Here is a 15,566-nt window from a genome sequence, read left to right as displayed (position 1 = left end):
CTGACCATCAAAGCCTTTCCACCCACCTGCTGTCACCCCGGGCTCGACCCGGGGCCCATCCTGAGATCTCAAGATGGGCCCCGGCCTTCGCCGGGGTGACACGCAGTGGGCAGGCTGAAATCAGCCACACGCCCGCGCAACAGGGAACAAACATGCCCGAACACTCCCAATACGTGACCCTCGGCGTCGCCGGTGAGCTCTTTGCTGCCCCGGTCAGCAAGGTCCAGGAAATCCTCGACATGCAACCGATCGCTCGCCTGCCCCGCGCGCCGAGCAACCTCCTGGGCATGATCGACGTCCGCGGCCAGGGCGTTCCGGTCCTAGATCTGCGCCAGACTCTCGGCCTCCCCGATGCAGCGGACACAGAAAACACCCGCATCGTCGTCTTGACCGTCAATGGCCCCGTCGATCCCGTGACCCTCGGCCTCCGTGCCGACCGCGTCTACGAGGTCACCGTGCTCGACAGCGACGTGCTCGACCCGCCTCCTGCCGTAAGCGCTAACTGGAGCAACCACTGCATGCTGGGCATCGGCCGCCGCAACGGGGCCTTCGTCACCGTTCTCGACCTCGATCGTCTCCTGGGCGACATGCCCGACCTCGCCGCCGCCTGACCGGAGTTTGCCGTGACCGCCCTCGCCCGCACCCTGACCGACACCGACGACGATCACCTGAGCCTCACCGATTTCAACCGCATCTCGGCGCTGATCGGCAGCGAAGTCGGCATTCGCCTGCCCCCGGCCAAGCGGCTGATGGTCGAGGGTCGCCTGCGGAAGCGCGTCCGCACGCTCAAGCTCGCAAATCTCGGCGCTTACGGCGACTACCTCTTCCGCAAGGGCGGGCTCGACAGCGAACTGCCTTTCCTGATCAACGCCGTCACCACCAACAAGACCGACTTCTTCCGCGAGCCCGAGCATTTCGAAATTATCGAAAAGCTGCTGCTGCCCGAGCTGATCTCAAAACGAGAGCGCAATCCGCTGATCAAGGTCTGGAGCGCTGCCAGTTCCACCGGCGCCGAGGCCTACACAACCGCCATGGTCCTTGCCGACCAGGCTGCCCAGCGCCACGACTTCCGCTTTGCCGTCCTTGGCACCGACATTTCCACCGATGTGCTCGAACAGGGCCGCACCGGCGTTTACCCCGCCGAGCTCATTGCCCCGGTCCCACCCGGCATGCAGTCGCGCTATCTGATGTTCGCGCGCCGCCAGGGGGCCCGCCCGGAAGTGCGCATCGTACCGGAACTCCGCCGTCTCGTGCAGTTCCAGCGCCTCAACCTCATGGCCGAGAACTACGGCATCGACCGCGACGTCGACATCATCTTCCTGCGCAATGTGCTGATCTATTTCGACAAGGTCGATCAGGCCAAGGTCATCACCCGCCTCGTCGGACATTTAAGGCCCGGCGGTTATCTTCTTCTTGGTCATTCGGAGTCCATGATCGGCACGTCGATCAGCATGCGGCAGATCGCGCCGGCCGTGTTCCAGAAGATTTGAGCTCGCCATGACCAGTTCAGCCAAAAAGATCCGCGTCCTTATCGTCGACGACAGCGCCTCCGTGCGCACCACGCTCAGCGACATCATCGGCTCGGACCCGGACCTCGAAGTCATGGGCACCGCCGCCGATCCCTATATCGCCGTCGAGCGCATCCGCCAGGAAGTGCCCGATGTCATGTTTCTCGATATCGAACTGCCCCGCATGGACGGCATCACCTTCCTCAAGAAGATCATGTCACAGCGACCCATCCCGGTCGTGATCTGCTCCAGCCTCGCCCAGGAAGGCTCCGACACCGTCATGCAGGCGCTCGAAGCCGGCGCCGTCGACGTCGTCGCCAAGCCGCGCATCGATACCGCCCAGCGCCTCCAGGATTCGCGCATGCGCATCTGCGATGCCGCCAAGGGCGCCGCCCACGCGAGGATGCGCGGCGTCAAGCGTGAGGCGCCGACCCCGACCCCGGATCTCAAGGTCGAAGCCAAGCTCAGCGCCGACGAAATCCTGCCGCCTCTCTCCGAGCACCGCCGCCAGAGCCTTATCGCCCGCATGCCGGTGACCGAACCGATCGTCGCCATCGGCGCCTCGACCGGCGGCACCGAAGCCCTGCGCGAAGTGCTCGAAGCCCTTCCCGCCAACAGCCCACCTATTCTCATCGTCCAGCACATGCCGGAAAAGTTCACTTCCGCCTTCGCCCGCCGCCTCGACAACACCTGTGCCGTCCGGGTCAAGGAAGCCGAAGACGGTGATCTCGTTCAACCCGGCCAGGTGCTGCTCGCCCCCGGCAACTTCCACATGCTCCTCGTTCGCAACGGCTCGCGCTACACCGTAAAGATCGCCGACGGCCCGCATGTTTCGCGCCACCGCCCATCGGTCGACGTTCTTTTCCGCTCCACCGCGCAGGCCGCCGGCGCCAATGCGCTTGGAATGATACTTACTGGCATGGGCGATGACGGCGCCCGTGGCCTCCTCGAGATGCGCCAGATGGGCAGCCCCACGCTCGCTCAGGACGAAGCCTCCTGCGTCGTCTTCGGCATGCCCAAGGAAGCCATCGCCCGCGGCGCTGCCGCTCGCACCCTGCCACTGAGCAAGATGGCGGCCGAAATCACCACCTTCGGCCGCCGCGCCGCCCTGGGAGCCACGGCATGACCGAAATCGACCCCGCCCGCATTCATCGTCTGCTCGAGGACCTCGCCCGCCCGCGCGAAGCCATCGAGCACGCCTTTGTCTCCGTTGGCGCCCGCCTCACCGAAGGCGCTGCCATGCTCAACACCCTGAGCAAGCTTTTCGACGCGCTCCCCACCGCCCTCCAAGGCGCAGAAGTGGAAGAAGCCGTCGAACACCTCCACGCCGTCGCCACCCGCGCCGCAACGCTTTCGGACACCTTCGCGCAGGAAAAAGCCGATCTTCAAAAGCTCACCGAAGTCGTCGCCGCCGCCAACTCGCCGATCTCGGACCTCCGCCGTACCGTCAAGATGATGGGCATCGTCTCGGTCAATGCCCGCGTCACCGCAGCCGGCATTGTCGGCGACAACGAAGACTTTGCCGTCTTCACCACTGATATCGCGACGCTCTCCGATAGTGCCAGCCGCACCATCCAGGACTTTGCCCAGGTCTATCGCCAGCTGACCACCGAAGTCGACCGCGCCGCCGCCCAGCGCGCCCGCTTCGAAGCCGCCCACGCGCATACCCTCACCGGCCTCGCGCAAAGCCTCGCCGACACTATCGGCGCCATCGCCCAGCAACGCAGCTCCGCCGTCGACAGCAGCGCCGAAACCGGCCGCATCTCCCGCCAGATTGTTGGCCGCATCGGCAATGCCGTCATGGCCCTCCAGGTCGGCGACGCGACCCGCCAGCGCCTCGAACATGTCGAAACCGGCCTCGCCCGCCTCGCCGATCTTGCCACCGGCACCTATGAGGGCGACGACCTCCCCGCTGCAATCGCTGCCCTGGTAACGCTCGAACAAAGCCAGCTCAGCGAAACCGCCACGAGCTTCCTCCACGACGTCGCTCTCGCCGATGAGGCGCTCGGCGAGCTCGCCGCCGACGCCGGCACCATCATGTCCCGAAGCCGGGACTTCCACGGCAAGGATGGGGTCAAGACCTCCGCCATCGCCAGCCTCAATGCCCAGCTGCGCGCCGCCGTCACCATCCTCAAGGATTTCGAAGCCGAGCGCGGCAAGCTCGAAACCGTCGCCAGCGCCGTCGAAGGCACGGTCCGCATTCTCCTCGAACACGTCGAGGCGGTGCAGGAAATCGAATACAACATGCGCCTTGTGAGCCTTAACGCTGCCGTCCGCTGCGCCCAGCTCGGCCCACGTGGCGCCTCGCTCACCGTCATCGCCCAGCAGCTGCGCGAATTGACCACCCAGACCGTGGTCGCCGCGGAAGCCGCCATGCGCCAGCTCGATCAATCGGCAGCCCTGGCCGGCGCCTTCGCCTCGGCCGGCGACAACTCAGCCGTCGGCGCACTGGAGGATCAGGCCAATCTGGCGCTAGAAATTCTCGGCAAACTCGATCAAACCATTGCTGCAGCGCTGGGCAAGCTCAACACCGATGGCCCGAAGGTCATCACCCTGCTCCAGACCGCCGCCCGGGGTCTGTCCGGCCAGGCCGCCCTCGCCGAGACGCTCGACGACATCACGTTCGCCATCGCCAGCCTCACCGATGCGCCGCTCCCCACCGAGCTTTCGCCAAGCCTTGACGCCCTGCTCGAAACCTTGCGCAAGACCTATACGATGGAGTCCGAGCGCCAAGTCCATGCCCGCCTATTCGGTCAGGTCATCGCCGCCGCCCCCGCAAACGAAAACGGCGGTCAACCGGAGGATGACCTCTCCGATTTCATGCTCTAGGGGAAGTCAGCCCGTGCCCTTCAGCCCCGTGTCCGGTTCGCCGCTGAGCTCTCCAGTGAGGTCCTCGGCCTCGAACGATAGCTTGAGCTGCGTCCGGTTGTGCTCGTCCACCACATACATGTCGTAGCGCCCCGTCTGCCAAAGCTTGAAACCCTGGTCGCGGATCATCTCTCCCGCAACGCGGATAGCCTCGGCCTTGACCCGATCGAGCTCGTGGATTTCCATTCCCTCGGCATCGGGAAGAAACTCGCCATTGACCACGTGGAAGAAATACCTTGGCATTTTTGGCTCCGTTCCTGCCATGCGCCAACGGCGCTTTGAGCGGGAAGTTGCCTGCCACTTCCGTTCCGCTGCGATATGGGTATGTGTAAAGGGGAGCGAGTAGGGAACAGCTGCGTTGCTTCTTGGCTAAATCGGAAAACACCATGGCTTCAATCCAATCTGCCGTTCAGCCCCTTGCCGCCAAGCTTCGTCAATTCGATGCCCTGTCCCAAGAAGAGGAGCAGGTCCTCGAAGCTGCGGTCTCTTCCATCCGCGAGATCGACGTCAACCAAGACATGGTCGTCGAAGGAGAATCGCCCGAACACAGCACCCTGCTGCTGGGCGGCTTTGCCGCACGTTACAATGTGACAGCCGAGGGACGCCGGCAGATTACCGCCGTTCACATCTCCGGCGACTTCGTAGACCTACACAGCTTCCTGATGCGCCCGATGGATCACAGCATCACGGCTCTCACCCCCTGCCAGATCGCGGTCGTACCCCATTCCGGGCTCACCCGTATCACCGAGACGCACCCTCACCTCACCCGCCTGCTCTGGCTCAGCACGCTCGTCGATGGCGGCATCCACCGCAAATGGGCCGTCGCGCTCGGAAGCCTCCAGGGCCACCAGCAGCTCGCCCATCTCCTCTGCGAACTCTATTTGCGCCTCAAGCAGGTGGGCCTCACCGATGGCTGGAGCTTCCAACTCCCGCTGACGCAGACCCTCCTCAGCGAATGCCTTGCCCTTTCCACCGTGCACACCAACCGGGTGGTGCAAATGCTGCGCAAGGACGACGTCATCCGCTGGGAGCGTGATCAGATCACGATCGTGGATTGGGACCGTCTGGTCGATATCGCCGAGTTCGATCCGACCTACCTGCGCGGCCCCAAACTGCTCACGGCGGACCAGTCCGCCGCCTGAAACCGCCACCCGGATTGCCCGGGTGACGGCCCTGTCTTTGATCAAACCAGCGGCTTCAAGCCAGCCTCGATCTGCGCGCGCCGGCTTTCCAGGAACGGCGGCAGGCTCAGCGTTTCGCCCAGGCTTTCCATTGGCTCATCCGCCGCAAAGCCGGGAACGTCGGTCGCAATCTCGAACAGGATGCCGTTCGGCTCGCGGAAATAAAGCGAGGTGAAATAGAACCGCTCGACTTCGCCTGAAGAGCGGATGCCAAACCCGTTCACGTGACGAACCCATTCGCGCAAGCTGTCCTGGTCCGGCGTGCGGAAAGCGACATGGTGCACGCCACCGGCGCCGGGGCTCGCCCGCCCAAGACTGGGGTCGACCACGACATGAAGCTCGGCTGCCGGACCGCCCGGACCCATCTCGAACACGAAGGTCTCCCCATTGCGCTCGCGCGCCGGATAATGCCGCACCTGCCGCATGTTCATGACCCGCGTCAGCATGGCCTCGGTCGGTTCGAGCTTTGGCACCGAGAGCGTAATTGGGCCAAGCCCGACGATCTGCTTATCGGCGGGCACCGGCGATTTCGCCCAAGGCACGACCTTGCCGGCCGGATCGACCACCAGCCGGAAACGCTGGCCTTCGAAATCCTCGAAGTCGAGCGAAAGGTGGCCATTGCGCTCCTTGATGGCGCTGGTGCCGACATTGTTGGTCTGAAGGTGTTCCTTCCACCATTTTAGCGTTTCTTCGCTGTCCACCCGCAAGCCGGTCCGGCCTACCGTGTGGTTGCCGCGCTTTTCGCGCAGCGTGTCGAAATCGAAAAAGGTGAGGTCCGCACCGGGCGAGGCAACGCCGTCGCCATAAAATAGGTGATAGGCCGTGGTGTCGTCCTGGTTCACCGTCTTCTTGATCAGCCGCATGCCCAGCGTCTGCGTGTAAAACTTAAGGTTCTGCGGCGCATCGGCAGTCACAGCTGTCAGATGGTGGATGCCGCCAAGTTCAAGGGTCATTTGGAAATCTCCTCGTGCGGCGCGATGGGCGCCGTGTTCGAGTGGAATGTAGGGCAGAAGCGGCGGGCGAGATACCGCGCTAATCACAACGGATTGGTGCCGATCCTTGAACAGCTTGCGCCAGCTTGGAACCAAAATACCGAACGGCGCTTTTTTCTGACATCACGTGGGGAGGGCGCAAATGGCGAGACACATATCCTTTTCAACTTGGCTGTTGCGGCTGGCGCATGGTTTCCTGCGCGCCCTGCCGATAACGGCCTTCACCATGGCCCTGGCAACCGACATTGCCTATGTGCAAACCTCGAACTTGCTCTGGCTACATTTTTCCGAATGGCTGCTGCTGGTGGGCATCGTTGGCGTCGGCTTTGATCTCTTGCTCAGCCTCATCGAACTGCCGATCCGCAAGCTACGCCCCGCCTGGCCCGCCGTCTTGATGGGCGTTGTCATCTTCGTTCTCGCCTTCATCAACAATCTTGTTCACACCGCCGATGGCTGGACCGCCGTCGTGCCGATGGGCTTGACGCTGTCCGCTGCCACCGTTTTGGCCATGCTGCTGACCGCCTGGCTCGGCCGGGAGGGCGAAATCCATGCTTAAGCGCTTTGCATCCACCCTCGTCCTTGGCGTCGGCACCGCAACCCTCCTCGCAGCCTGCAGCAGCGAACCCTTCGACACGGCATCGCAGATCGGTGCCGATCCGGTTCTGCCGGCTCCAGAACAGCCCCTCCTGCCCGACCTCAAGGTCGCCGAAGTCGTGGGCTGGGAAGACGGCGAGACGCCGACCGTGCCCGAAGGCTTGGTCGTAACCGCCTATGCGACCGATCTCGCCAACCCGCGCACTGTTCATACCCTCCCCAACGGAGACATTCTTGTTGTCCAGTCCAAGGCTCCTCCCGGCAAGCCGGTCGAGCGCCCCAAGGACATCATCCGCGATTTCATCATGTCCATCGCCTCGGGCGGCGGTGGCGGCGAACCGCCCCCGGAAACCAATCTCATCACCCTGCTGCGCGACACCAATCGCGACGGCACGGTCGACGAACGCTTCGACCTGTTGCGCGACCTGACCTCGCCTTTCGGCGTCGCCTGGTACGAAGACACTCTCTATGTCGCCGCAGCCGATGCGGTCATCTCCTACCCCTATGCCCTGGGCGATACCGAGATCACCGCCGAACCCACCGTGCTCTCGCCCCTGCCCGGCGGCCCGATCAACCACCATTGGACCAAGGATTTGGCACTGAGCCCGGACGGGCAGTTCCTTTACGCCTCGGTCGGCTCCAACTCCAACGCCGCCGAACGCGGCATCGAAGCCGAAAAAGGCCGCGCCGCCATCTGGCAGATCGATCGCGAAACCGGCGCCTCCCGCGTCTTCGCCTCCGGCCTGCGCAACCCCAATGGTCTCAACTTCCACCCCGACACGGGCGAACTCTGGACCGTGGTCAACGAGCGCGACGAGCTCGGCCCCAACCTCGTGCCCGATTATCTGACCTCGGTGCAGGAAGACGGCTTCTACGGCTGGCCCTACAGCTACTACGGCCAGAACGTCGACCCGCGCGTCTCCCCGCCGCGCCCCGATCTCGTCGAAACCGCCATCAAGCCCGATTACGCGCTTTCGAGTCACGTCGCCGCCCTCGGTCTCGCCTTCACCGACGACAGCGCCATGCCCGAGCAATACCTCAATGGCGCTTTCATCGGTAATCGCGGCAGCTGGAATCGCGACCACTTCAACGGCTACAAGGTCATCTATGTGCCCTTTACCGATGGCAGGCCTTCCGGCCCCGCGATCGACGTCGTCACCGGCTTCCTCGATGGCGACAATGCCCACGGCCGTCCCGTCGGCCTTGCCATGGACGGCACCGGCGCCCTGCTGATTGCCGACGACGCCGGCAACACCGTCTGGCGCGTCGCCGCTGAAGGCGGCACCGCTATCGCCGAAGTGATCCCCACCGACCGCGTGACCCCGCCCGCTGCGGCAGCTGAGGTACCCGCTCTTGCTCCGGCAACTGCAGCAACCCCAGCTGTCCCAACCGAAGGCACCCCCGAGCCACCGCAAACCGACATCGCCCCCGCCGTCGGCCCCGCAAACGGCGCCCCCACCCCTCCCGCGCAATAGCACCAGCCCCTCCCCACCCCCGATCCACTCCTCCCCCTCCTAAAGGGGGAGGCCGGGTGGGGGTCTCTCCGGCGGCTGTGGGCCTCTTTCCTCCGTTCAACATTGTGATGTGCAATCCCCCTCTTCATGTCCTAAACACAGAACAAAGGACGAACGATGGTAGCTCTCACTCTCACGCGAAAACTCGCGATCCTGGCCGACGCCGCCAAATACGATGCCTCCTGCGCCTCGAGCGGCAGCGAAAAACGCAACAGCGCCGGCACCAAGGGCATCGGCTCGACCGAAGGCAGCGGCATTTGCCACTCCTACGCTCCGGACGGTCGCTGCATCAGCCTGCTCAAGCTGCTGCTGACCAATTTCTGCATCTACGACTGCGCTTATTGCATCAACCGCTCGTCCTCCAATGTGCAGCGCGCCCGCTTTTCCGTGGACGAAGTCGTGCAGCTCACCCTCGACTTCTACCGCCGCAACTACATCGAGGGGCTCTTCCTTTCGTCCGGCATCATCAAGTCGCCCGACCACACGATGGAAGAAATGGTCCGCGTCGCCCGCACCCTGCGCGAAGTGCACCTCTTCCAGGGCTACATCCACCTCAAGGTCATCCCCAATGCCAGCCCGGAACTCTTGGCCGAAGCCGGCCGCTGGGCCGATCGCCTTTCCACCAATATCGAGCTTCCCACCGATACGGCGCTCGAGCACTTCGCACCCGAAAAGCGACCGGCGGAAATTCGCACGGCCATGGCCCGTCTGCGGGGCAAGCTCGATGAAGCCAAGCCCGAGGGCAAGCCGAAGGCCAAGCCGCAAAAATTTGCGCCTGCCGGCCAATCGACCCAGATGATCATCGGCGCCGATGCCGCTAACGACTCCGCCATTCTGACCCGCGCCGCCGGCCTCTACTCCGGCTATAACTTGAAGCGCGTCTACTATTCCGCCTTTTCGCCCATTCCCGACGCCAGCTCCAAGCTGCCGCTGCGGCCACCACCGCTGATGCGCGAACATCGCCTCTACCAGGCCGATTGGCTGATCCGTTTTTATGGCTTCGATGTTCCCGAAATCGTCCAGGGTGGCGAAAATGGCGATCTCGATCTTGCCATCGATCCAAAGCTCGCCTGGGCTCTCAAGCAACGCCAGAGCTTTCCAGTCGACGTCAACCGCGCCGACCGCGAAATGCTGCTGCGCGTCCCCGGCCTCGGCATCAACGCCGTCGATCGCATCATCCGCTCCCGCCGCCACCATCGCCTGACCCTTGCCGATGTCGCGCGCATGACCGCCTCCATTGATAAGGTCCGCCCCTTCATCGTCACCGGCGATTGGTCCCCCGGCGGCGCCATCGACGATCAGCGCCTGCGCCAGAAGCTGACGCCGCAGCCCAAGCAACTCTCGCTCTTCTGATGCTGGCCATCCGTCTCGAAAAGCTCAACGACCTCGACGAATGGCGCGGCAAGGCCCGCCGCCTGCTCGCCGCCGGTATGGAGCCGAGCCAGATCGTCTGGCGCACCGGTTCGGACGAGAACGGCCTCTTCGAAGGCGGCGACGAAATGCTCCCCACCCCCGACGGTCCGGTCGGCACCGTCCCCCGACAGTTCATGGAGCTCGCCGCCGGCGTCATCCAGCATTCCGATCCGGAACGCTTCGCCCGTCTCTATCGTGTGCTCTGGCGTTTGCAGAAGGACCATCAACTGCTCTCAAATGCAGGCGATAGTGACAACACCGATCTGGCACGCATGGCCTCTGCGGTGCGGCGAGATGCGCACAAAATGAAAGCTTTCGTGCGCTTCCGCTCGCTGTTCGAGGGCGAGACGGAACGCTTCATCGCCTGGTTTGAGCCCGACCACTACGTCCTCGAAGCCACCGCCTCCTTCTTCGCCCGCCGCTTTGCCGGCATGAACTGGGGCATCGTCACCCCCTATGCAAGTGCCTGGTGGGACACAGAAAACCTAAGTTTTGGCCCCGGCGGCCGCAAGTCCGACGTCCCTGCGGAAGACGCCGTCGAGGACGATTGGAAAACCTACTACGCCTCGATCTTCAATCCGGCACGCCTCAAAGTCTCGATGATGAAATCAGAAATGCCGGTCAAGTATTGGCGCAACCTGCCCGAAGCAGAAAACATTGCTCCTTTGATCCGCAACGCCAAGGCGATGGAGCAGGACATGATCGAGCGCGCTGCCACCCAGCCCCCGGCCCATCACATGCGCCGCGAGGCCCGCAAGCCCGAACCGCAGCAAATTCAAGAGATTACCTCGCTTGCCGAAGCCCGCGAGGCGGTTCAGTCCTGCCACCGCTGCCCCCTCTACGAACACGCGACGCAGGCCGTCTTCGGCGAAGGTCCGGAACACGCCGAAGTCATGTTCGTCGGCGAACAGCCCGGCGACCAGGAGGATCTGGCCGGCAAACCCTTCATCGGTCCCGCCGGACAAGTGCTTGACGAGTTTATTGAAAAAGTCGGCATCGACCGCAAGCGCGTTTATGTCACCAATGCCGTAAAGCACTTCAAGTTCGAGCCGCGCGGCAAGCGCCGCATCCACCAGCGCCCCGACGGCGGCGAGGTCCAGGCCTGCAAGTTCTGGCTCAATCTTGAAGTCGAATACGTCAAGCCCAAAGTCATCGTCGCCCTGGGCGCCACCGCCGCCCAGTCTTTACTCGGCAAAGCCAGCGTCACCATCGGCAAGATGCGTGGCGCGCCCATCAAAATGGAGGACGGCACCGTCCTCTTCATCACCAACCACCCCTCCTACCTGCTCCGCATCCCCGACGCCGAAGGTAAGGCCCGCGAACGCGCCAAGTTCGAAGCCGATCTCGTCATGGTCCGCGAGGCCATCGCCGCCTTGGAAAAAACGCCGTAACGCTTGACAGCCCCGGCAGCCAAAACTAAATCACCCTCATCGGCTAAACACCGATCAGCCTTATGGCGGAGTAGCTCAGTTGGTTAGAGCAGCGGAATCATAATCCGTGTGTCCCCAGTTCAAATCTGGGCTTCGCTACCAATCAAACCCCCGGGAAACCGGGGGTTTTTTGTTGTTAGTCTCATTCGCTATTATCCGAAATAACACGGGCTAAGTAGCATACAGGTAGCAGCACGGTGATCGCCGCAGAGGTATGTGAGCTGCGCCGGTCCCGATGGAAGTTACATGCTAAGCTTTCCTCGCACATTGGTGCCCGGCAACGGACTCCTGTTCATGTCCGTCTATAAATTTTACTGACGGGGGCCGGCAGCAAACGGCCCAACTCGATTCTTACTGGGGATTTATGGTGGACCGGAGTAACGAAGTAAGGAGCAGCAAACGCGGCTCGATCCAGTTGACCTTGATCACGCTCCCTAACTGTTTGGCGAACTGCTGCGGATGACGATTAGGCCTAGCAGCTGTTAGCGGGAAGGCGCTTCTTCTGGCTCGCGGCGGTGGCGGGACTCTGAACAAGAATGTTCTGGTTCGCTCACCCAAGAACTTAGAGCGTTTGCAAATTGCTCCCGATGGTTCATCAAGCAGTAAATTGCGATCTGCGCATGGGCTAGGACATTCCAGTATGGGCGAAGAGGCTATCATCATCTCGGAGGTGAGCGCGGCCTATGGCAGCAAGCAGGTGCTCGATTGCGTAAGCCTGAATGTTCCGGCGGGAACGCACTTTGCGCTGCTGGGGCCGAATGGGGCTGGCAAGACCACTCTGGTCAGCATTCTTTCGACGCTACGCCGTCCCGATGGAGGCTCGGCGCGGGTAGCCGGGGCGGATGTCGTGAAAAGCCCTACCGAAGCGCGGCGATCGATAGGCGTCGTGTTTCAGGACTCAAGCCTCGATGATCGGCTGACCGCTTGGGAAAACCTCGAGTTTCACGGTCTTGTCTATGGCATGGCGCCTAAGCGGCGTAGGATGATGATAGAGCAGGTGCTCGAGCTGGTTGAGCTCGGAGACTGGACGCATGAGGTGGTGCGCAGTTTCTCGGGCGGAATGCGGCGAAGGCTCGAGATCGCCCGCGCCTTGCTGCACGAGCCGAAGATCCTGTTTCTGGACGAGCCGACGGTTGGCCTCGACGCGCAAACGCGGCAGCATATCTGGCACTATTTGGGCCGGCTGCGGCAGGAGCGGAACCTTACCGTGCTCACTACCACCCATTACATCGAGGAAGTCGAGGACGCCGACATCGTCTGCATCATCGATGGCGGAAAGATCATTGCCGAAGGCTCGCCGCAGACCCTCAAGAGTCAGCATGGAAAGCGCTGGCTTCATCTTACGCCGCGGGACGCAGAGACGCTGGCAATTGTTCAGAGCCGCTTTCCGGAGGCACAAGCCTTGGGCAGCGCGGCGCTGGCCGTTCCGGCAGACAAGGATGATCAGGTGGATGCGCTACTGACCGAGTTTCGCGACCGTTTGCTTGAGGTTCGCTTCCAGCAACCGACGCTCGAAAGCGTATTCCTGTCCCTAACCGGCAAGGAGTTGCGCGATCGTGCAGATGGACAACGCGATGCGGACAAGGCAGCCGGACGGCGCGGAGGGCGGCGCTGATGACACCCATCATGCTTATGCGCGGTGTCTACGGCGTCTGGCTGCGCGAGGTCACCCGCGCCACCCGCGACCGTGCGCAACTTATCGGCGGTGTCAGCCGGCCCTTGATCTGGCTCCTGATCCTGGGCGTGGGCTTTAATCCCTACTTCCGGGGCGAGGTTTATGGCGAAGTGCGCTTCGTCATTCCTTATACCTATCTGCAATTCTTGTTTCCGGCCGTGATCGTCCTCAACATCATGTACACCTCGATCCAGTTCGCGGTGTCCGTGATCTGGGATCGCGAATTCGGCTTCTTGCGCGAAGTGCTGGTGTCGCCCATGCCGCGGCCGTTGATCCTTCTGGGCAAGGTCTTGGGTGGCAGCACCATTGCGACCCTCCATGGCGGGCTGGTCTTGATCCTGGCCCGGTTTGCCGACGTCACCCTTACGATCCCGGATATGCTGACGGCGTTGTCGCTGATGTTCGTCCTGGCATTCGGGCTGACCAGCTTTGGCGTGATCCTTGCGGCGCGCATTCGCAGCTTCGAAGGCTTTGGCGTTTTCTCCAACACCATTATCCTGCCACTCTACTTCACCTCGTCCTCGGTGTTTCCGCTCGATCCGTCGCTGACCCGCACGCAGATGGTCACGACCTATCCCGAGTGGCTGGTGTTTATGATGCAGGTTAATCCGATCACCTATGCGGTGGATGCCCTGCGCGGTGTGCTGATCGGGTTCAACCAGTTTCCACCGTCCTATGGCCTGGGCGTCATCTTCGGCATGGCGGGCATCTTCTTCGTCGTGGCGATGATCGGCTTTTCCCGCTCATGAGCACGCGGCCTCCGCATCGCTGGCGCCTGGCGGCGATCAATATCGGCGCCATGGTCCTGCTCCTGGGCGCAGCTACCTTTCTGCCACCCGACACGTCGCTTGGTGACCGGCAAAAGTCGGGGGTGCTGAAGCTTTGCGTGCCGCAAAGCTTTCCGCCTCTGGTGACCGAAGATGCGGCGGCGCCGGGCTATGATGTCGAACTGGCCGGCGCAATCGCCGGGAAAATGGAGTTGCGGCTGCAGGTTAACCGCTTGCCGTCGATCGGGCGCGACTTCAATCCGCGCAACTGGGCGCTGACCCGCGCGCAATGCGATCTCGTGGGTGGCGGCGTCGCCGACTCGGTGCAGTCGCAAAGCTTTCTGCAAACCATTCCGACACAGGCACGCACCGGCTGGATGGGCATTTCCGCGACCGGAACCCTGCCAGAGGCTGGCTCCAGCGTTGCGGTTCTGCCCGGCACGTCCGGCCTTAATCGCGTGGCGCTTTCGACGTGGCTGCGCAGCCAAGATCTGCGAGCGGTCCTGGTGCGCAACCCGGCCGAGTTGAGCCAGGCACTCGAAAGTGGCACGGCGCAGGCAGCAATCACGGAGCGTTTTCTCGTCAGCGGCATTGACCTTGATGAAAATGCCTTTCAGCCATTTTGGCTCGATGCTCCTGGTTTTGGCTCCGTGCCTATGGCCTTGGGGCTCTGGAAAGGCGATCAAACGCTCAAACGGGCTGTCGATTCGGCCCTTGGAGAGCTTGAACAGAGTGGGTTTTCCGAGCGCCTGCGCGACAGCTATGGCGTTGATACTGCTTTGTCATCATGAACTAAGATTATGATATCGATAACGAATTCGCCGCTTTTTCGCCGCGAGTTTCGTTGCGCTGTCACAGTGTGTGTGAAATAGTGGCCTTCTCCCTCGCCCCCGCTTCGCGCGCTTTGTGACGGGGGTGTTTTTGAAAATATTTGTCTAAAGGGAGGTCACGGTGCCTTTACGCCCCGAAAGGATCACCGCCCGCGCAGTCATTCCGATGCTCGCAGGTTTGTTGATCGCAACGCCGGCTTTCGCCGGCAACTTCACGGCCGAACAGGCCGCGGCCGGCCAGCAGGCCTATAACAGCAATTGTGCGCAGTGCCATGGGCGTCAGCTCGAAGGCCCCGATGCGCCCGGTCTCGCCGGCCAGGACGTCATGGGCAATTGGGACTCCGCCGGCGGTCTTTACGACTTCATCTCGGTGGCCATGCCCCCATCCGCACCCGGCCTGTTGGGTGAGGAGACCTATGTCAACATCGTCGCCTATATCATGCAGTTCAATGGCGCCGTCCCCGATGACACGCCACTGACCACCGATCGCGACTATGCCGTCTCGCTGGTGGCCGAAACCTCTGCCGGCGCTGCTAGCCAGGCCGCTGCAGCTCTGGATGCCGGTGGCGCCGCTGCCGCTCCGGCTGCCGATGCTGCACCCGCGGAAGAAACCACGGCTGTTCCGCAAGCCTATACCTGGGGCACGCAGCTTCCGGGCGGCGCCGCGCCTGCAGCTCCGGCTGCCACCGAACCTGCCACACCGGCATCCACCGTTCCACAGGCCTATACCTGGGGTCAGCAATTGCCGGCCGCCGGCGCAAACTAACGGGCGCTTTTAAAGCCGCCCCACCTTT

15 protein-coding genes and 1 tRNA gene are annotated in these 15,566 nt (G+C 62.8%); 14 read left to right on the top strand and 2 right to left on the bottom strand.

Going from position 1 to position 15,566, the window contains the following annotated elements:
* Positions 1-152: 152 nt before the first annotated feature.
* The 4 genes from JI748_RS01210 to JI748_RS01195 are packed head-to-tail and all read left to right on the top strand — an operon-like array spanning position 153 to position 4,337.
* On the top strand, positions 153-611 hold the full coding sequence (locus JI748_RS01210) for a chemotaxis protein CheW (protein WP_201634135.1): 459 nt from the start codon (positions 153-155) through the stop codon (positions 609-611).
* Positions 612-623: 12 nt separating this feature from the next.
* Positions 624-1,490 (top strand): CheR family methyltransferase, encoded by an 867-nt coding sequence (locus tag JI748_RS01205; protein ID WP_201634132.1) that lies wholly within the window; start codon positions 624-626, stop codon positions 1,488-1,490.
* Positions 1,491-1,497: 7 nt separating this feature from the next.
* Positions 1,498-2,634, top strand: a complete 1,137-nt coding sequence (locus tag JI748_RS01200; protein WP_201634130.1) for a protein-glutamate methylesterase/protein-glutamine glutaminase — start codon at positions 1,498-1,500, stop codon at positions 2,632-2,634.
* Positions 2,631-4,337 carry a hypothetical protein gene (locus JI748_RS01195; protein ID WP_201634127.1) on the top strand — a complete coding sequence of 569 codons (1,707 nt, stop codon included), beginning with the start codon at positions 2,631-2,633 and terminating at the stop codon, positions 4,335-4,337. The genes JI748_RS01200 and JI748_RS01195 overlap by 4 nt, the downstream gene beginning before the upstream one ends.
* Before the next feature lie 6 nt (positions 4,338-4,343).
* Here the strand turns inward: JI748_RS01195 and JI748_RS01190 are convergent, their stop codons facing one another.
* Positions 4,344-4,619, bottom strand: a complete 276-nt coding sequence (locus JI748_RS01190; protein WP_201634124.1) for a DUF6894 family protein — start codon at positions 4,617-4,619, stop codon at positions 4,344-4,346.
* Positions 4,620-4,762: 143 nt separating this feature from the next.
* On the opposite strand from JI748_RS01190, the gene JI748_RS01185 reads away from it, so the two are divergent.
* On the top strand, positions 4,763-5,518 hold the full coding sequence (locus tag JI748_RS01185; protein ID WP_201634121.1) for a Crp/Fnr family transcriptional regulator: 756 nt from the start codon (positions 4,763-4,765) through the stop codon (positions 5,516-5,518).
* Positions 5,519-5,559: 41 nt separating this feature from the next.
* Here JI748_RS01185 and JI748_RS01180 read toward each other — a convergent pair whose 3' ends face one another.
* Entirely contained in the window at positions 5,560-6,510 is a 951-nt protein-coding gene (locus JI748_RS01180; protein ID WP_201634118.1) for a ring-cleaving dioxygenase, read from the bottom strand.
* 181 nt (positions 6,511-6,691) lie between these two features.
* On the opposite strand from JI748_RS01180, the gene JI748_RS01175 reads away from it, so the two are divergent.
* The 9 genes from JI748_RS01175 to JI748_RS01135 all read left to right on the top strand — a co-directional run bounded on the left by JI748_RS01175 (position 6,692) and on the right by JI748_RS01135 (position 15,538).
* Positions 6,692-7,105, top strand: coding sequence for a DUF2231 domain-containing protein (locus JI748_RS01175; RefSeq protein ID WP_201634116.1), 414 nt, complete (start codon positions 6,692-6,694; stop codon positions 7,103-7,105).
* Positions 7,098-8,618, top strand: a complete 1,521-nt coding sequence (locus JI748_RS01170; protein WP_201634113.1) for a PQQ-dependent sugar dehydrogenase — start codon at positions 7,098-7,100, stop codon at positions 8,616-8,618. The genes JI748_RS01175 and JI748_RS01170 overlap by 8 nt, the downstream gene beginning before the upstream one ends.
* 156 nt (positions 8,619-8,774) lie before the next feature.
* Positions 8,775-10,010 (top strand): putative DNA modification/repair radical SAM protein, encoded by a 1,236-nt coding sequence (locus tag JI748_RS01165; protein WP_201634110.1) that lies wholly within the window; start codon positions 8,775-8,777, stop codon positions 10,008-10,010.
* Positions 10,010-11,461 carry a UdgX family uracil-DNA binding protein gene (locus tag JI748_RS01160; protein ID WP_201634107.1) on the top strand — a complete coding sequence of 484 codons (1,452 nt, stop codon included), beginning with the start codon at positions 10,010-10,012 and terminating at the stop codon, positions 11,459-11,461. The genes JI748_RS01165 and JI748_RS01160 overlap by 1 nt, the downstream gene beginning before the upstream one ends.
* Before the next feature lie 64 nt (positions 11,462-11,525).
* A tRNA-Met gene (locus tag JI748_RS01155) sits at positions 11,526-11,602 on the top strand.
* 538 nt (positions 11,603-12,140) lie between these two features.
* Positions 12,141-13,115 carry an ATP-binding cassette domain-containing protein gene (locus JI748_RS01150; protein WP_201634104.1) on the top strand — a complete coding sequence of 325 codons (975 nt, stop codon included), beginning with the start codon at positions 12,141-12,143 and terminating at the stop codon, positions 13,113-13,115.
* On the top strand, positions 13,115-13,924 hold the full coding sequence (locus JI748_RS01145) for an ABC transporter permease (RefSeq protein ID WP_201634101.1): 810 nt from the start codon (positions 13,115-13,117) through the stop codon (positions 13,922-13,924). Before JI748_RS01150 ends, JI748_RS01145 begins: the two co-directional genes overlap by 1 nt.
* The gene (locus JI748_RS01140) at positions 13,921-14,733 is read left to right on the top strand and encodes a substrate-binding periplasmic protein (protein WP_201634098.1); all 813 of its coding nucleotides are present in this window, start codon (positions 13,921-13,923) and stop codon (positions 14,731-14,733) included. The genes JI748_RS01145 and JI748_RS01140 overlap by 4 nt, the downstream gene beginning before the upstream one ends.
* A 160-nt stretch (positions 14,734-14,893) precedes the next feature.
* Positions 14,894-15,538, top strand: a complete 645-nt coding sequence (locus JI748_RS01135; protein WP_201634095.1) for a c-type cytochrome — start codon at positions 14,894-14,896, stop codon at positions 15,536-15,538.
* Positions 15,539-15,566: the final 28 nt, after the last annotated feature.

Source organism: Devosia rhizoryzae (genome assembly GCF_016698665.1).
Classification (GTDB): Bacteria; Pseudomonadota; Alphaproteobacteria; order Rhizobiales; family Devosiaceae; genus Devosia; species Devosia rhizoryzae.
This window is presented reverse-complemented; position numbering and strand designations above follow the sequence as displayed.